The organism is Pseudomonas sp. P4_C4, from assembly GCF_056402055.1.
The window spans coordinates 20,120-37,302 of record NZ_JBFUID010000005.1; the positions used below are offsets into that span (position 1 = coordinate 20,120).

The window sequence follows — 17,183 nt, forward strand, 5'->3', positions numbered from 1 at the left end:
CCGCTATCGCGAGCAAGCTCGCTCCCACAGGGGCCGCGATCATCGGCAGGTGCTCACAGACTCGACACAAATTCCCTACAAATTACTGAGCTTGCTACCTGTCAACCTGCCGAGTGTAAGTATATAAAGCACCCCATTGTCGAAGGGCGGGTGAAGAACTGTTCATCTGCAGCCTCAACGGTTGACACACAAGGCGCTAATTACGCATTTTGCTTTATTTACGCAGGCTGGGGCTCAAGCGCAGCATATCCAGCCCGGTATCGACCCAACGCTCGGCTTCGGTGTGCAATTCAAAACTGTCGGGGGCCAGCAGCCACTGGTACAGGATGCCATCAATATAAGCATGCAAGCTGATCGCGGCGCGGGCGGTGTCGAGGTTTTCCGGCAACTGGCCACGATTCACTGCATTACTCAGGGCCAGGCCGATCCGCACATTGCATTCGAGGCTGGCTGACACGCGCTGCTGGCGCAGGTCGCACATTTCATCGGTGAATTCGCACTTATGATAAAGAATCTCATTGATGCGGCGGGTTTTCGGGTCCAGCGCAATTTGATGAAACAAATGAATCAACAGTTTGCGCATGCAGCCCAGGGGATCCAGTTCGTCTTCGCTTTCGCTGGCCTTGGCCATTTCTTCCAGCGGCTCATGCAAGGTGTCGAGCATGGCCTGCACCAGATCCGCCTTGTTGCTGAAATGCCAGTAAATGGCCCCTCGAGTGACGCCGGCCAGGGTCGCGATGTCCGCCAGGGTCGTGCGCGCCACGCCTCGCTCGAAAAAGGCCTTTTCGGCCGCCACGAGAATTTGCGCGCGGGTTTCCTGAGCTTCCTCTTTGGTACGACGGACCATGGCAGTACAACCTCAATCAGGGTGCTTCAGCGATGTCTGAATATCAGCTGAATAAAAGTGGGGCGAACGTTCTGGGGGTTCGTCCCCGGCCTACAATTCCAACCTTTCAACGGCTTGTGTAACGGCTTGAGTAACGACGTTGATACGCAGCCTGGGTATTTACAAACAGCCATGTACGTAAGTATATTCATTAGCAAGCTACTTATCCACTCTGCAAACATTTTTCAACCTTCCACCTTTCTAGTGCGCTCCTTGCGCGCCTGACCCGAGGATTTTCATGCAATTCAAGCCAGCTGTTACCGCTCTGGTCGCCGCCGTCGCCTTGGCATCGCTGCTCAGCGGATGCAAAAAGGAAGAGGCAGCACCGGCCGCCCCACCGCCTCAGGTCGGCGTCGTGACTCTGCAACCGCAAGCTTTCACCCTGACATCCGATCTGCCCGGCCGTACCAGTGCGTTCCGCATTGCCGAAGTCCGCCCGCAGGTCAACGGCATCATTCTCAAGCGCCAGTTCAAGGAAGGCAGTGACGTCAAGGCCGGCCAGCAGCTCTATCAGATCGACCCGTCGATCTATGAAGCAACGCTTGCCAGCGCCGAAGCCAACCTGCGTTCGACCAAATCGATTTCCGACCGCTACAAGCAACTGGTCGACGAGCAAGCCGTAAGCCGTCAGGAATACGACACCGCCGTGGCCAACCGCCTGCAATCGGAAGCCGCGCTGCAAACGGCACAGATCAACGTGCGCTACACCAAGGTCTATGCCCCGCTGACCGGCCGAATCGGCCGTTCCTCGGTGACTGAAGGCGCGCTGGTCAGCAATGCCCAGGTCGATGCGATGGCGGTGATTCAGCAGATCGACCCGATCTACGTCGACGTGACGCAGTCCTCGGTCGAACTGTTGAAACTGCGCCGTGAGCTGGAAAGCGGTCGCCTGCAAAAGGCTGGCGATAACACAGCCTCGGTCAAGTTGACCCTCGAAGACGGCAGCGAATACAAGCTGGACGGCAAGCTGGAGTTCTCCGAAATCTCGGTTGACCAGACCACCGGTTCCGTCACCCTGCGCGCGATTTTCCCGAACCCTGACCACACCCTTCTGCCTGGCATGTTCGTGCACGCCAAGTTGCTGGCCGGTGTGAACAGCGCGGCGATCCTGGCCCCGCAGCAAGGCGTGACCCGCGACCTCAAGGGTACCCCGACCGCACTGGTTGTCGGCCCGGACAACAAGGTCGAACTGCGTCACCTCAAGGCCAACCGCACCGTCGGTAACCAATGGCTGATCGAAGACGGCCTGAAGGCCGGCGATCGACTGATCACCGAAGGTCTGCAATTCGTCAAACCCGGCATCGAAGTCAAGGCCAGTGAAGCGACCAACGTAGCCGCAAAGAACCCGGCCCCCGCCCAGGCAGCTAATACAGCGTCTGGCGGTAAAGGGGAGTAAACCATGTCGAAATTTTTTATCGACCGTCCGATTTTCGCCTGGGTAATTGCCCTGGTGATCATGTTGGTCGGGGCTCTATCGATCCTCAAACTGCCGATCAACCAATACCCGAGCATTGCGCCGCCAGCGATCGCCATCTCCGTGGCCTACCCGGGTGCTTCGGCACAGACCGTACAGGACACCGTGGTGCAGGTGATCGAACAACAGCTCAATGGTATCGACCACCTGCGTTATGTCTCGTCGGAAAGTAACTCCGACGGCACCATGACCATTACCGCGACCTTCGAGCAAGGCACCAACTCCGATACCGCGCAGGTTCAGGTGCAGAACAAGCTGAACCTGGCTACCCCACTGCTGCCGCAAGAAGTGCAGCAGCAAGGTATCCGCGTCACCAAGGCGGTGAAGAACTTCCTGTTGGTGATCGGCGTGGTGTCGCGTGACGGCAGCATGACCAAGGACGACCTGTCCAACTACATCGTGTCGAACATGCAGGACCCGATCTCGCGGACCGCCGGTGTCGGTGACTTCCAGGTGTTCGGTTCCCAGTACGCCATGCGGATTTGGCTCGATCCGGCCAAGTTGAACAAATTCAACCTGACCCCTATCGACGCCAAGACCGCCATCGCTGCGCAGAACGTCCAGGTGTCGTCCGGCCAGCTCGGCGGCCTGCCGGCCCTGCCCGGCACCCAGTTGAACGCGACGATCATCGGCAAGACCCGTCTGCAGACCGCGGAGCAATTCGACAAGATCCTGCTCAAGGTCAACAAGGACGGTTCCCAGGTTCGCCTCAAAGATGTCGCCGAAGTCGGTTTGGGGGGTGAGAACTACAGCATTAACGCCCAGTTCAACGGTGCCCCGGCATCCGGCCTGGCGGTGAAACTGGCTACCGGTGCCAACGCTCTCGATACGGCCAAAGCCCTGCGCGCGACCATCGACAACCTCAAGCCGTTCTTCCCGCAAGGGATGGAAGTGGTGTTCCCGTATGACACTACTCCGGTGGTGACCGAATCGATCAAAGGCGTGGTTCACACCCTGGTCGAAGCGGTCGCACTGGTGTTCCTGGTGATGTTCCTGTTCCTGCAGAACTTCCGTGCCACCATCATCACCACGATGACCGTGCCGGTGGTATTGCTCGGTACGTTCGGGATCCTCGCGGCAGCCGGTTTCAGCATCAACACCCTGACCATGTTCGGTATGGTGCTGGCCATCGGCTTGCTGGTGGACGACGCCATCGTCGTGGTGGAAAACGTCGAACGGGTGATGAGCGAAGAAGGCCTGTCACCCAAGGAAGCCACCAAGAAATCCATGGGCCAGATCCAGGGCGCACTGGTGGGTATTGCCCTGGTGCTGTCGGCGGTGCTGCTGCCGATGGCGTTCTTCAGCGGCTCCACCGGTGTGATCTACAAGCAGTTCTCGATCACCATCGTCTCGGCCATGGCCCTGTCGGTACTGGTTGCACTGATCTTCACCCCGGCGCTCTGCGCGACCATGCTCAAGCCGATTCCGAAAGGCGAGCACGGCACCCCGAAACGCGGTTTCTTCGGCTGGTTCAACCGCAACTTCGACCGCGGCGTCAGAAGCTACGAGCGTGGCGTGGGCAATATGCTCGCGCAAAAGGCCCCGTACCTGCTGGCCTACCTGATCATCGTCGTCGGCATGATCTGGCTGTTCACCCGTATTCCAACGGCGTTCCTGCCGGAAGAAGACCAGGGCGTACTGTTTGCCCAGGTGCAGACCCCGGCCGGTTCCAGTGCCCAGCGCACCCAGGTGGTCGTGGACGAGATGCGGGAATTCCTGCTGCGTCCGGGCAAGGATGGCGGTGAAGGCGATGCGGTGAACTCGGTGTTTACCGTAACCGGCTTCAACTTCGCCGGCCGTGGCCAGAGTTCGGGTATGGCGTTCATCATGCTCCGGCCGTGGGACGAGCGTAACGCCGACAACAACGTGTTCAAGGTAGCGGCCCGTGCCCAACAGCACTTCTTCACCTTCCGTGACGCCATGGTGTTCGCCTTCGCGCCACCGGCGGTACTGGAGTTGGGTAACGCCACCGGTTTCGACGTGTTCCTGCAGGACCGCGCCGGCATCGGCCACGACAAACTGATGGCTGCACGTAACCAGTTCCTCGGCATGGCGGCGCAAAGCAAGATTCTGACTCAGGTGCGTCCGAACGGCCTGAACGACGAACCGCAATACCAACTGGAAATCGATGACGAGAAGGCCAGTGCCCTGGGCATTACCATCGCCGATATCAACAACACTCTGTCGATTGCCCTGGGCAGTAGCTACGTCAACGACTTCATCGACCGCGGTCGCGTGAAGAAGGTTTACGTGCAAGGCCAGCCAGGCGCTCGAATGAACCCTGAAGACCTGCAGAAGTGGTACGTGCGCAATAGCAGCGGCACCATGGTTCCGTTCTCGGCGTTCGCCAAGGGCGAGTGGATTTACGGTTCGCCGAAACTGGCCCGCTACAACGGCGTGGAAGCGATGGAAGTCCTCGGAGCCCCGGCGCCTGGCTATTCCACCGGTGAAGCCATGGCCGAAGTCGAAGCCATCGCGCAGAAGCTACCGGCGGGTGTCGGTATTTCCTGGACCGGTCTGTCGTACGAAGAACGTCTGTCCGGTTCGCAAGCACCCGCGCTGTACGCCCTGTCGCTGCTGATGGTGTTCTTGTGTCTGGCGGCGTTGTATGAGAGCTGGTCGATTCCGATCGCGGTGATGTTGGTGGTGCCGCTGGGGATCATCGGTGCACTGATGGCCACCAGCCTGCGCGGTTTGTCCAACGACGTGTACTTCCAGGTAGGTCTGTTGACGACTATCGGTCTGGCGGCGAAAAACGCCATTCTGATTGTCGAATTTGCCAAGGAACTGCACGAACAAGGGCGTAGCCTGCGCGATGCGGCAATTGAAGCCAGTCGCATGCGTCTGCGACCGATCATCATGACCTCGCTCGCCTTCGTTCTGGGTGTGGTACCACTGGCGATATCCACCGGCGCGGGTTCCGGTAGCCAGCATGCAATCGGCACCGGTGTGATCGGCGGTATGATCACGGCCACTGTGCTGGCGATTTTCTGGGTCCCACTGTTCTTCGTCACCGTGTCGTCCATAGGCCAGCGCAAAATCGCCGACCAGGATGACGCCACTGAAACTCCTCAAGAGGCTGGCTAATGAGCAAGTCGCTACTCTCCCTGGCAGTCGCCGCCTTCGTGCTCGGTGGCTGCTCGCTGATACCTGATTATCAGCAGCCCGAAGCGCCGGTGGCGGGCCAATACCCGCAGGGCCCGGCGTACTCGCCGGCCCAGGCACCGGCGCAAGCGGCTGCCGAGCAAGGCTGGAAGCAGTTTTTCCATGACCCGGCGCTGCAACAGCTGATCCAGGTGGCCCTGGAAAACAACCGTGACCTGCGTGTCGCGGCCCTGAACATCGACGCGTTTGCGGCTCAATACCGCATCTCCCGTGCCGATCTGTTCCCGGCCGTCTCGGCCAACGGCACCGGCAGCCGTCAGCGGGTTCCGGAAAACTCCTCGCAAACAGGTCAGTCGGGCATCGTCAGTTCCTACTCGGCCACGGTCGGGGTCAGCGCCTATGAACTCGACCTGTTCGGTCGGGTTCGCAGCCTGAACGAAGAGGCGCTGCAGAAGTACTTCGCCACTGAAGAAGGCCGCCGCAGTACGCAGATCAGCCTGGTGGCCAGCGTGGCCAATGCCTACCTGACCTGGCAGGCCGACAAGGAGTTGTACAAGCTGACCCAGGACACCCTGGCCGCCTTCGAGGAGAGCTACAAGCTCACCGCCCGCAGCAACGAAGTCGGGGTCGCCTCGGCCCTGGACCTGGCGCAGTCGCGCACCTCGGTGGAAAACGCCCGTGCGCAACTGGCCAAGTACACCCGTCAGGTCGCCCAGGACGAGAACATCCTGGTGCTGCTGCTCGGTACCGGTATCCCGGCCAACCTGCAAGCGGCCAAACCGCTTGACGACGATCTGCTGAGCGACGTTCCGCCCGGCCTGCCGTCGGACCTGCTGCATCGTCGTCCGGACATCCTTCAGGCCGAGTACAACCTGAAGGCCGCCAACGCCAACATCGGCGCGGCGCGGGCTGCGTTCTTCCCGAGCATCAGCCTCACGGCCAATGCCGGCACTCTGAGCCCGGACCTGTCCGGCCTGTTCAAGGGTGGTTCAGGCACGTGGCTGTTCCAGCCGCAGATCAACCTGCCGATCTTCAACGCCGGCTCCCTGAGCGCCAGCCTGGATTACTCGAAAATCCAGAAAGACATTGGCGTGGCGAACTACGAGAAGTCCATTCAAACGGCCTTCCAGGAAGTTGCCGACGGCCTGGCCGCCCGCCAGACCTACGTCCAGCAGTTGCAGGCACAGAAAGATTTCGTCAGTGCCAACCAGCAATACTACCGCCTGGCCGAGCGTCGTTACCGCATCGGTGTCGACAGCAACCTGACCTTCCTCGATGCCCAGCGTCAGCTGTTCAGTGCACAACAGGTGCTGATCACCGACCGTCTGGCGCAGCTGGTCAGCCAGGTCAATCTGTACAAGGCACTGGGTGGTGGCTGGAACGAACAGACGGCAAAGAACGAGCCGTTGAAAGAAGAAGCGCCGAAGATGAAGTATTTCTGATAGCGCTGTGAAAACAAGGAGCCCACCGATTGGTGGGCTTTTTGTTTGCCAAGAAAAAGCCAAGATCAAAAGATCGCAGCCTTCGGCAGCTCCTACAGGGGACCGCATTCTTCTGTAGGAGCTGCCGAAGGCTGCGATCTTTTGTTTTTTTGCTGTTCGATAATCGCCCAAAACCCGCTTTCACAGATTGAACCATCTGGTTCATTCCCCGCACCATTCGGCCCACAAGACCAATAACATCAGGTTCGACACCATGTCCCCGCGCCCTGCCTTGTCCGGCTGATCCTGTTCGTTTTGCCACAGATTCCAATGACTTGTCTGCAATCACCTGATTGCGGCACTCCCCCGTTTCATCCCCAAGAATTAGAGAGACCCGAGCTCATGACGCCTTCCACTGCGCAGTATTTCGTTCCCAGCCTGATTGCCATTGCCCTGGCCAGCGCGGCCCTGCCCGCCAACGCCGAAGAGTCGGGCTTCGTCGATGGGGCCAAGATCAACCTGAACCTGCGCAACTTCTACATCAACCGCAACTTCACCAACCCGACCAAGGCCCAGGGCAAGGCTGAAGAGTGGACGCAAAGTTTCATCCTCGACGCCAAATCCGGGTTCACCCAGGGCACCGTCGGGTTCGGCATGGATGTGCTCGGTTTGTATTCGGTGAAGCTTGATGGCGGCAAAGGCACCGGCGGCACGCAACTGCTGCCGCTGGATCACGACGGTCGCCCGGCGGACAATTTCGGCCGCACCAACGTGGCGTTCAAGGCAAAGCTGTCGCAAACCGAAGTGAAAGTTGGGGAATGGATGCCGGTGCTGCCAATCCTGCGTTCGGACGACGGTCGCTCGTTGCCGCAAACCTTCCGTGGCGGCCAGATCACGTCGAAGGAAATCAATGGCCTGACGCTCTACGGCGGCCAGTTCCGCCAGAACAGCCCGCGCGACGACAGCAGCATGAGCGAAATGTCGATGACCGGCAAAGCGGCGTTCACCTCTGACCGTTTCAACTTCGAGGGCGGCGAGTACGTGTTCAACGACAAGCGCACCCAGATAGGCCTGTGGAACGCCGAGCTCAAGGACATCTACAGCCAGCAATTCGTCAACTTGATCCACAGCCAGCCGCTTGGCGACTGGACCCTGGGCGCCAACCTGGGTTTTTTCTATGGCAAGGATGACGGCAGCGCACGGGCAGGCGAGCTGGACAACAAGACAATGTACGGCTTGTTCTCGGCCAAATACGGCGGCAACACCTTCTACGTCGGCCTGCAAAAACTCACCGGCGACAACGCCTGGATGCGGGTCAACGGCACCAGCGGCGGCACACTGGCCAACGACAGCTACAACTCCAGCTACGACAATGCCCAGGAACGCTCCTGGCAGGTACGCCACGACTACAACTTCGCCGCCCTCGGCGTACCGGGTTTGACCCTGATGAACCGCTATATCAGCGGCGACAATGTGCACACCGGCAGCATCACCGATGGCAAGGAATGGGGGCGTGAAAGTGAACTGGGCTACACCGTGCAGAGCGGTGCGCTGAAAGACCTGAACGTGAAATGGCGCAACTCGACCATGCGCCGCGACTACAGCAATAACGAGTTCGATGAGAACCGCGTGATCATCAGCTATCCGATCAGTCTGCTGTAAACACAAAACAAATGTGGGAGCGAGCTTGCTCCGGGCGGCGTTCCGACGATGAGGTCGTAACATTCAACATCTACATTGACTGTTACACCGCCATCGCGAGCAAGCTCGCTCCCACAGGTTGTACGGCGTTACCGCTTACCCCCGCGACTCAACCCCCAACTCATCCCACACCGACTCGGCCAAATGGAACGTCGCATTGGCCGCCGGGATCCCGCAGTAGATGGCGCTCTGCATGATCACTTCCTTGATCTCGCCACGACTCACGCCGTTGTTGGCGGCAGCGCGCAGGTGCAGTTTCAATTCTTCGTTGCGATTCATGCCGATCAGCATGGCGATGGTGATCAGGCTGCGGGTGTGGCGCGGCAGGCCAGGGCGGGTCCAGATGTCGCCCCAGGCGTGACGGGTGATCATCTCCTGAAACTCCGAGTTGAACTCGGTCAAGGCATTCAGGCTGCGGTCGACGTGGGCATCGCCCAAGACCGCGCGACGGACCTTCAGGCCCTCGTCATAACGTTGTTTCTCGTCCACGGAAATCCCCTCAATCAGCCGACAGAAACGCCAGCACACGCTCGCTGAACGCATTGCCTGCCTGGACGTTGGATAAGTGCGCCGCATAGAACTCGGCGTACTCGGCCCCGCGCACATGCTCCTGGATGAAATGCCCACCGGACGGTGGCGTCACCGCATCTTCGCTTCCGGCAACCACCAACAGCGGCGCCTTGATCGCAGACAACTGATCGCGGAAATCGGCATCGCGCACCGCAGCGCAATTGGCTGCATAGCCTTCGGGCGAAGTGGCCGCGAGCATGTCGGTGATTTGCTTGGCTGCCGCCGGGTTGGCGGCGGAGAAGTCCGGGGTGAACCAGCGGGCAATCGACGCATCGCGCAGGGCAACCATAGCCGCCTGACGATCACGCAGCACCATTTCGATACGTGGGTTCCACACTGACGGATCGCCGATTTTCGCTGCTGTGTTGCACACGATCAGCTTGTTCAGGCGTTCGCCGGCATTGATCCCCAGCCACTGGCCAATCAACCCACCCATGGACAGACCGCAGAAATGCGCGCGTTCGATGTGCAAGGCATCCAGCAAGGCAAGCACGTCGTGACCCAGTTGCTCGATGCTGTAAGGCCCCGGCGTCACCAATGACTGGCCATGACCACGGGTGTCGAAACGCAACACGCGAAAATGCCCGGAGAACGCCGGGATTTGCGCGTCCCACATGTGCAGGTCGGTGYCCAACGAATTGGACAACACCAGTACCGGCGCATCGACCGGTCCATCGAGTTGGTAATGCAGTTCGCCCTCGGCGAGTTGTACAAAAGCCACAGCAAGTCTCCTTCAGGCAGTCAATGCAGAATGTTCAGCCACCGCGCGCTCGACCCAGGTTTTGGCCTGACCGAGGTAATGGGCGGGGTCCAGCAGATGATCGAGTTCAGCCACCGACAGTTCGGCGGTCACTTGCGGTTCGTCGCCGAGGACCGCACGCAGGTGACGTTGTTCGGCCACGGCGCGTTTGCAGCATTGCTCCAAGAGATGATGCGCAGTGTCGCGCCCTACCCGTTGCGCGAGGACGATGCTCACCGCTTCGGCGAGCACCAGGCCCTGGGTCAAATCGAGGTTGCGCGCCATGCGCTCGGCATCCACCTCCAGTCCTTTGGCGATCAACAGCGCTTGCTGCAGGCTGCCCGACACCAGGCAGCAAATCTCCGGCAGGGTTTCCCACTCGGCATGCCACAGGCCGAGGCTGCGTTCGTGTTCCTGGGGCATGGCGCTGAACAGCGTCGAGAGCAGACCGGGTACACGCGTTGCCGCACCGATCAGCACCGCCGCGCCCACCGGATTGCGCTTGTGCGGCATGGTCGAAGAACCGCCCTTGCCCGGCGCCGAAGGTTCGAACACTTCGCCAGCCTCGGTTTGCATCAACAGGCTGATATCGCGCCCGAGTTTGCCGAGACTGCCGGAGATCAGGCCGAGTACTGCAGCGAATTCAACCACGCGATCGCGCTGGGTGTGCCACGGCTGTTCGGGCAAGGCCAGTTGCAGTTCTTCGGCCAGCGCCTGGGCAATTGGCATGGCCTGGTCGCCAAGGGCCGCAAGGGTTCCGGACGCACCGCCGAATTGCAGCACCAGCAGGCGCGGCTTGAGTTCGGCCAAGCGCTGGCGACTGCGCGTCACTGCCCCCAGCCAACCGGCGATTTTCATGCCGAGGGTGACAGGCGTTGCGTGTTGCAACCAGGTGCGCCCGGCCAATGGCGTCGCTGTATAACGTTGGGCCTGCGTCGCAAGGGTTTGGCCCAGTTGCGCCAGATCGCTTTCGATCAGCGCCAGTGCGCGGCGCAGTTGCAACACCAGGCCGCTGTCCATCACGTCCTGGCTGGTCGCGCCCAGATGCACATAGCGCTCGGCTTCGGCATCGGTGGCCGCGATCTGTTTGCCCAGCGCCTTGACCAACGGAATGGCCGAGTTACCCGCGGTGGCAATCGCCTCGCCCAACGCCGCGAAGTCATAAAGCCCGGCGCGGCAAGCCGCTTCAATCGGCGCGACAGCACTCGACGGAATCAACCCTACCTGCGCTTCGGCCCGGGCCAGTGCCGCTTCGAAATCGAGCATGGCCTGGACCCGGCCCTGATCGCAGAACACCTCACGCATATCGCGGGCAGTGAAATAGGCATCGAACAATTGATTGCCCGGTCGCTGATTCATAAACAGTTCCTGGAGGCACGGGCCGCTGCAGCCCGCGCGTGAAGATCAAAGGTCGTTATGCAGATACGCGGCCTGTTTCGGCAGGCGCAGGCTGAACAGGAACGCCACCGCCATCATCACCGTGACGTACCAGTAGAAGGAGTTTTCCATGCCCACGGCCTTGAGGCTCAAAGCCACATATTCTGCCGAACCACCGAAAATCGCATTCGCCACCGCATACGCCAGGCCAACGCCCAAGGCGCGTACTTCCGGCGGGAACATCTCGGCTTTTACCAGACCGCTGATCGAGGTGTAGAAACTGACGATCGCCAGCGCCAGGGTAATCAGCACGAAGGCCAGAAACGGACTGGTCACGCTTTTCAGGCTCAACAGGATCGGCACGGTGAACAGCGTGCCGAGGGTGCCGAACCAGAGCATCGAGTTACGCCGGCCGATCTTGTCGGCGAGCATGCCGAAAACCGGTTGCATGCACATATAAAGGAACAGCGCGCCGGTCATGATGTAGCTGGCGGTCTTGGCCGGCATGCCGGCGGTGTTCACCAGGTACTTCTGCATGTACGTGGTGAAGGTGTAGAAAATCAGCGAACCACCGGCGGTGTAACCGAGCACGGTGATGAACGCTGCTTTGTGGTCGCGAAACAGCGCGCTGATGCTGCCGGCGTCCTTGTTTTCGCGCATTTCCTTGCTGGAAGTTTCTTTCAGCGAACGACGCAAATACAGCGAAACCAACGCCGCCATGGCACCGACCACAAAGGGAATCCGCCAGCCGTAGGCACGCAGGTCATCCTCGGTGAGGAACTGTTGCAGGATCACCACCAGCGACACCGCGAGCAACTGGCCGCCAATCAGGGTCACGTACTGGAACGAAGCGAAGAAACCGCGCTGGCCCTTGAGCGCCACTTCGCTCATGTAAGTCGCGGTGGTGCCGTACTCACCGCCCACCGACAAGCCTTGCAGCAAACGGGCGAACAGCAACAGGATCGGCGCCCAGACCCCGATACTGTTGTAGGTCGGCAAGCAGGCAATAAGCAACGAGCCGAAGCACATCATCAGAATCGAGATCAGCATCGAGTTCTTGCGCCCGTGCTTGTCCGCCAACCGACCGAAAATCCAGCCACCAATCGGGCGCATCAGGAAGCCGGCGGCAAACACGCCAGCCGTGTTGACCAACTGCACCGTGGGGTTGTCGGACGGGAAAAAGGCCGGCGCGAAATAGATCGCACAGAAGGCATAGACATAGAAGTCGAACCATTCGACCAGGTTGCCGGACGAAGCACCGACAATGGCGAAGATCCGCTTGTTGCGTTCTTCGCCCGTATAAAGAGCTATAGGAGCCGTGGGTGTTGTCATTGTTTTTTCACTCAAAAGGGACAGTGAGAGTCTAGACACACTTTGCAACAGTCCCGTTCCACAGATAGATCAGCAACACAAATCCACTGTGGGAGCGAGCTTGCTCGCGATAGCGTCAGGTCAGTCACCATTTATGTTGGATGTGACTCAGTCATCGCGAGCAAGCTCGCTCCCACAGTTTTTTACGGTGTTCACTTAATAGTCGAAGAACACCGTCTCGGCATCGGTGCCCTGCAGAATCACGTTCCACTGGTACACGCCCGACGCATCCTGCTTGGCCAGCAACGTATTGCGACGCTCGGCCGGCACGCATTCCAGCAACGGATCATTCACGTTGGCCGCCTCGCCATCAAAGTAAATCCGCGTCAGCAAGTGCTTCACCAGGCCACGGGCAAACACCAGCACCACCAGATGCGGCGCCTGGGTCGTGCCTTTGAGCCCCTCGACCGTGCCCGGCTTGATGGTGGTGAAGCGAAAACGCCCTTCGGCATCCACCGGTACCCGGCCAAAACCTTCGAAGTTCGGGTCCAGGGGTTTGTCCTGGTCATCTTCCGGGTGATCGTACTTGCCGGCGGCGTTGGCCTGCCAGACTTCCAGCATTGCGTCGTTGACGACATCACCGTTGCCATCGACCACTTGCCCGGTGATCGCCATGCGCTCGCCCAGGGTTTGTTCGACGGTCAGGTTTTCGCGGTTCAGCCAGGTCAGGCCGATGTGGTAGTACGGCCCGACGGTGTGGGACGTGGTCGCAGTCAGCGTCATCTTATTTCTCCATCGGCGTGGCGTCGCGGCCGCGCAAAACGATGTCCCAGCGATAACCGAGGGCATAGGAAGGGATGGTTTTTTCCAGATCGAACGTGGCGATCAAGCGCTCTTTGGCGCCGGTATCGGGCACGCAGTTGTAGATCGGGTCGTACGCCAGCAACGGGTCGCCCGGGAAATACATCTGCGTCACCAGGCGCGTCAGAATGCTCGGCCCGAACAGCGAGAAATGGATGTGCGCCGGGCGCCAGGCGTTATGGTGGTTACCCCATGGATAGGCGCCGGGCTTGATGGTCTGGAACTGATACCAGCCATCGGCGTCGGTCACGGTGCGGCCCGTGCCGGTGAAATTCGGGTCCAGCGGTGCGTCATGCAGGTCGCGGGCATGGGCGTAGCGACCGGCGGCGTTGGCCTGCCAGATCTCCACCAGAATCCCCGGCACCGGCAGACCGTTTTCATCCAGTACACGACCGTGGATGATGATGCGCTCACCCTGTGGCTGCCCCTCATGCTGGGCGGTCAGGTCGTTGTCCTTCTCGTTGACGCGCTCGGCGCCGACGCTCGGACCGGTGATTTCCGACAACGAATGCGGCAGAAACACCAACGGCCTGGACGGCGAGCGCAGGTTGGTGGATTGATAGGTCGGGTGCAGGTATTCCGGCTGAGTGCCCGCCTGCGGGCGACGGTAACCAGGCTTGTCAGTCATGAAGCATTCCTCAGTTCTTATAAGTCTTCAGAGCGCGTCAGACACGCTCGATCGCCAGGGCCAGACCTTGACCGACACCGACACACATGGTCGCCAGACCTTTCTTGCCACCGGTTTTTTCCAGCTGATGCAACGCGGTCAACACCAGTCGCGCACCGCTCATGCCCAACGGATGACCCAAGGCAATCGCGCCACCATTGGGATTGACCTGGGCCGCATCGTCGGCGATCCCCAGTTCACGCAGCACCGCCAAACCCTGGCTGGCGAAGGCTTCGTTGAGTTCGATCACGTCGAAATCGCTGACCGCCACACCGAGGCGTTCGGTCAGTTTACGCACCGCAGGCACCGGGCCAATGCCCATCACCCGCGGCGCAACACCGGCGCTGGCCATGCCCAGCACTTTAGCGCGGGCGGTCAGGCCGTGTTTCTTCACGGCTTCGGCCGAGGCCAGGATCAATACTGCCGCGCCATCGTTCACTCCGGAGGCGTTGCCGGCGGTGACGGTTTTGTCGGGGCCGTTGACCGGTTTGAGTTTGGTCAGGGCTTCCAGGGTGGTGTCGGCGCGAGGATGCTCGTCCTGGCTGACCACGGTTTCACCCTTCTTGTGGGCAATGCGCACTTCAACAATTTCTTCGGCGAAGAACCCGGCGGCTTGCGCGGCGGCTGTGCGTTGTTGACTGCGCAGGGCGAACGCGTCCTGATCGGCGCGGGACACCTTGTAATCGTCGGCCACGTTGTCAGCGGTCTGCGGCATCGCATCCACACCGTACTGGGCTTTCATCAACGGGTTGATAAAACGCCAGCCAATGGTGGTGTCTTCCAGTTTCATGTTGCGCGAGAACGCGGCATCAGCTTTGCCCATCACGAACGGCGCACGGGACATCGACTCGACGCCACCGGCAATCGCCAGCTCCATCTCGCCGCTGGCGATAGCGCGGAACGCGGTACCGATGGCATCCATGCCCGAAGCACAGAGGCGATTGAGGGTCACGCCCGGAATGGTTTCCGGCAGCCCGGCCAGCAACAGCGCCATACGCGCGACATTGCGGTTGTCTTCACCGGCCTGGTTGGCGCAGCCGAGGAACACCTCGTCCACGGCGTTCCAGTCCACCGACGGGTTGCGCTCCATCAAGGCTTTGATCGGCACGGCAGCCAGGTCGTCGGCACGCACCGTCGACAGGCCGCCGCCGAAACGGCCGATGGGGGTACGAATCGCGTCGCAGATATAAACGTCACGCATCACGCTTCTCCGGGTGCTTGGCCGTGGGCGGCAGCAGTGCGGGCTTCGAGATCACGCAATGCGGTCAGCTCGACCTCTGTTGGCTCAGCGGTGTGCTCAACGTTGTCGGCAAAACGTATCGCCCAACCGGTGGCTGCGACCACTTGCTCGCGGGTCACGCCGGGGTGCAGTGCGGTGACCACGAATTCGTGGGTACCCTCCTCCGGTTCCATGATGCACAGGTCGGTGATGATCCCCACCGGACCGGCGCCTGGCAGGCCAAGACGCTTGCGCGAATCGCCACCCTCACCGTGACCGACCGAAGTAATGAAATCGAGTTTGTCGACAAAGGAGCGCGAAGACTGCTTGAGGATGATCAACACGCTCTTGGCCGAACCGGCAATTTCCGGCGCGCCACCGGCACCTGGCAGGCGCACTTTCGGTGCGTGGTAATCGCCGACCACGGTGGTGTTGATGTTGCCGAAACGGTCGACCTGCGCCGCACCAAGGAAGCCGACGTCGATACGCCCGCCCTGCAGCCAGTAACGGAAAATCTCGCCGGTCGGGACCACGGTGTCGGCGGTTTCCGCCAGTTCACCGTCGCCGATCGACAACGGCAGTACGCTCGGCTTGGCACCGATCGGACCCGATTCGTAGATCAGAACGACATCAGGCGAGGACGTCAGGCGCGCCAGGTTGGCCGCTTTCGACGGCAGGCCGATACCGACGAAGCACACCGAACCGTTCTTCAGACGGCGAGCGGCGGCGACGGTCATCATTTCATTGGTGGTGTAAGTCATTACTTCGCCTCCGAAGCGGCGGCCAGTTTGGCCTGGAACTCGCTGAAGTCAGCGCTGCCGTGGATGTATTCGTTGATCCACGCGGTGAAGGTTTCACGGTCGCGGGCAATCGGGTCCCAGGCCTGGTAGAAACGGTTGTCGCGCTCGTTGTAGCCGTGGGCATAGGACGGGTGCGCGCCGCCTGGCACGTGGCAAACCGCGCTCAAGGCCCAGGTTGGCAGTACACAGGAATTCATCGGTGCATTGAGGTCGTCGACGATTTCCTCAACGGTGACGATGCAGCGTTTGGCGGCCAGTGCAGCTTCTTTCTGCACGCCGAGGATGCCCCAGAGCAGCACGTTGCCCTTGCGGTCGGCTTTCTGCGCGTGAATCACGGTAATGTCCGGGCGCACCGAAGGCACGGCGGCCAACACTTCGCCAGTGAACGGGCAAGTGACGGATTTGATCAGCGGGTTGACCTTCGGCAAGTCGGAACCGGCGTAGGCACGCAGGACCGCGAATGGCAGGCCGGAAGCCCCGGCGACGTAGGCATTGGCCAGGTCGGCATGGCTGTGTTCTTCGATTTCCAGCGCGTGGGGCCACTGCTTCTCCACCGCGTCACGCAGGCGATGCAGGGAGCCGACACCCGGGTTGCCGCCCCAGGAGAAAATCAGCTTGCGGGCACAACCGGCACCGATCAACTGGTCGTAGATCAAGTCAGGGGTCATCCGCACCAGGGTCAGGTCTTTCTTGCCCTGGCGAATGATTTCGTGACCCGCCGCCGTCGGGATCAGGTGGGTAAAGCCTTCGAGCGCGACCGTATCGCCGTCGTTTACGAATTGCTTCACCGCGTCGTGCAGCGAAAGGATTTCAGCCATTGGGGCAGGCTCCCGTTTATTGTTAACCGACAGTGGAAGAAGGCGCCGATGCGCAGCGCCGGAGTGACTGAAGATTAAGCCCGTGCAAAACGCCAAACAATCCGATAATCGACTAAGCGTTCGATTATCGAACATATTGTTATCTGGCTATCTTTATAGGCTGCCCCAAAAGATCGCAGCCTGCGGCAGCTCCTACAGATTTACACATTCCCCTGTAGGAGCTGCCGCAGGCTG

The 17,183-nt window shown here is 60.4% G+C and carries 14 protein-coding genes; 4 read left to right on the forward strand and 10 right to left on the reverse strand.

Translation table 11 applies throughout. From position 1 onward, the window contains the following. Positions 1–214: 214 nt before the first annotated feature. Positions 215–847: an efflux system transcriptional repressor EmhR gene (gene emhR / locus AC1DXW_RS04710; protein WP_477755435.1), complete on the reverse strand. Its 633-nt coding sequence runs from the start codon at positions 845–847 to the stop codon at positions 215–217. A 277-nt stretch (positions 848–1,124) separates the two neighbouring features. Here emhR and AC1DXW_RS04715 point away from each other — a divergent pair, with 277 nt between their 5' ends. The 4 genes from AC1DXW_RS04715 (at position 1,125) to AC1DXW_RS04730 (ending at position 8,548) form a co-directional block, all read left to right on the forward strand. Continuing rightward, positions 1,125–2,282 (forward strand): efflux RND transporter periplasmic adaptor subunit, encoded by a 1,158-nt coding sequence (locus AC1DXW_RS04715; RefSeq protein WP_477759802.1) that lies wholly within the window; start codon positions 1,125–1,127, stop codon positions 2,280–2,282. Positions 2,283–2,285: 3 nt separating this feature from the next. Then, a complete protein-coding gene (emhB, locus tag AC1DXW_RS04720) occupies positions 2,286–5,447 on the forward strand; it encodes an efflux RND transporter permease subunit EmhB (RefSeq protein ID WP_477755437.1) in 3,162 nt (1,053 codons plus the stop codon). Beyond that, on the forward strand, positions 5,447–6,907 hold the full coding sequence (emhC, locus tag AC1DXW_RS04725) for an efflux RND transporter outer membrane subunit EmhC (RefSeq protein WP_477755438.1): 1,461 nt from the start codon (positions 5,447–5,449) through the stop codon (positions 6,905–6,907). The genes emhB and emhC overlap by 1 nt, the downstream gene beginning before the upstream one ends. Positions 6,908–7,288: 381 nt before the next feature. Beyond that, the gene (locus tag AC1DXW_RS04730) at positions 7,289–8,548 is read left to right on the forward strand and encodes an OprD family porin (protein WP_477755563.1); all 1,260 of its coding nucleotides are present in this window, start codon (positions 7,289–7,291) and stop codon (positions 8,546–8,548) included. 135 nt (positions 8,549–8,683) lie between these two features. Here AC1DXW_RS04730 and pcaC read toward each other — a convergent pair whose 3' ends face one another. From pcaC to AC1DXW_RS04775, 9 genes are all read right to left on the reverse strand, one after another. After that, complete coding sequence (gene pcaC / locus AC1DXW_RS04735; RefSeq protein WP_477755562.1) at positions 8,684–9,076, reverse strand: 4-carboxymuconolactone decarboxylase; 393 nt, start codon at positions 9,074–9,076, stop codon at positions 8,684–8,686. Positions 9,077–9,086: 10 nt separating this feature from the next. After that, a complete protein-coding gene (gene pcaD / locus AC1DXW_RS04740; RefSeq protein WP_477759803.1) occupies positions 9,087–9,878 on the reverse strand; it encodes a 3-oxoadipate enol-lactonase in 792 nt (263 codons plus the stop codon). Between the two features lie 12 nt (positions 9,879–9,890). Beyond that, on the reverse strand, positions 9,891–11,255 hold the full coding sequence (locus AC1DXW_RS04745) for a 3-carboxy-cis,cis-muconate cycloisomerase (protein ID WP_477755560.1): 1,365 nt from the start codon (positions 11,253–11,255) through the stop codon (positions 9,891–9,893). A gap of 45 nt (positions 11,256–11,300) precedes the next feature. Beyond that, a complete protein-coding gene (locus AC1DXW_RS04750; protein ID WP_477755559.1) occupies positions 11,301–12,605 on the reverse strand; it encodes an MFS family transporter in 1,305 nt (434 codons plus the stop codon). A 195-nt stretch (positions 12,606–12,800) separates the two neighbouring features. Next, positions 12,801–13,367 carry a protocatechuate 3,4-dioxygenase subunit alpha gene (pcaG, locus tag AC1DXW_RS04755; protein WP_477755558.1) on the reverse strand — a complete coding sequence of 189 codons (567 nt, stop codon included), beginning with the start codon at positions 13,365–13,367 and terminating at the stop codon, positions 12,801–12,803. Between the two features lies 1 nt (position 13,368). Beyond that, the gene (pcaH, locus tag AC1DXW_RS04760) at positions 13,369–14,073 is read right to left on the reverse strand and encodes a protocatechuate 3,4-dioxygenase subunit beta (RefSeq protein WP_477755557.1); all 705 of its coding nucleotides are present in this window, start codon (positions 14,071–14,073) and stop codon (positions 13,369–13,371) included. A 37-nt stretch (positions 14,074–14,110) separates the two neighbouring features. Continuing rightward, entirely contained in the window at positions 14,111–15,316 is a 1,206-nt protein-coding gene (pcaF, locus tag AC1DXW_RS04765) for a 3-oxoadipyl-CoA thiolase (protein WP_477755556.1), read from the reverse strand. Next, positions 15,313–16,092 (reverse strand): CoA-transferase subunit beta, encoded by a 780-nt coding sequence (locus AC1DXW_RS04770; protein ID WP_477759804.1) that lies wholly within the window; start codon positions 16,090–16,092, stop codon positions 15,313–15,315. Before AC1DXW_RS04770 ends, pcaF begins: the two co-directional genes overlap by 4 nt. After that, on the reverse strand, positions 16,092–16,949 hold the full coding sequence (locus AC1DXW_RS04775) for a CoA transferase subunit A (protein WP_008054173.1): 858 nt from the start codon (positions 16,947–16,949) through the stop codon (positions 16,092–16,094). The genes AC1DXW_RS04770 and AC1DXW_RS04775 overlap by 1 nt, the downstream gene beginning before the upstream one ends. Positions 16,950–17,183 lie beyond the last annotated feature (234 nt).

What these genes read in the sequence shown, in the direction of transcription:
- AC1DXW_RS04770 (WP_477759804.1), bottom strand. Translation starts at nt 16,092, where the DNA reads ATGACTTACACCACCAATGAAATGATGACCGTCGCCGCCGCTCGCCGT.
- AC1DXW_RS04775 (WP_008054173.1), bottom strand. Translation starts at nt 16,949, where the DNA reads ATGGCTGAAATCCTTTCGCTGCACGACGCGGTGAAGCAATTCGTAAAC.
- emhR (WP_477755435.1), bottom strand. Translation starts at nt 847, where the DNA reads ATGGTCCGTCGTACCAAAGAGGAAGCTCAGGAAACCCGCGCGCAAATT.
- emhB (WP_477755437.1), top strand. Translation starts at nt 2,286, where the DNA reads ATGTCGAAATTTTTTATCGACCGTCCGATTTTCGCCTGGGTAATTGCC.
- AC1DXW_RS04730 (WP_477755563.1), top strand. Translation starts at nt 7,289, where the DNA reads ATGACGCCTTCCACTGCGCAGTATTTCGTTCCCAGCCTGATTGCCATT.
- AC1DXW_RS04715 (WP_477759802.1), top strand. Translation starts at nt 1,125, where the DNA reads ATGCAATTCAAGCCAGCTGTTACCGCTCTGGTCGCCGCCGTCGCCTTG.
- AC1DXW_RS04745 (WP_477755560.1), bottom strand. Translation starts at nt 11,255, where the DNA reads ATGAATCAGCGACCGGGCAATCAATTGTTCGATGCCTATTTCACTGCC.
- emhC (WP_477755438.1), top strand. Translation starts at nt 5,447, where the DNA reads ATGAGCAAGTCGCTACTCTCCCTGGCAGTCGCCGCCTTCGTGCTCGGT.
- pcaG (WP_477755558.1), bottom strand. Translation starts at nt 13,367, where the DNA reads ATGACGCTGACTGCGACCACGTCCCACACCGTCGGGCCGTACTACCAC.
- pcaH (WP_477755557.1), bottom strand. Translation starts at nt 14,073, where the DNA reads ATGACTGACAAGCCTGGTTACCGTCGCCCGCAGGCGGGCACTCAGCCG.
- AC1DXW_RS04750 (WP_477755559.1), bottom strand. Translation starts at nt 12,605, where the DNA reads ATGACAACACCCACGGCTCCTATAGCTCTTTATACGGGCGAAGAACGC.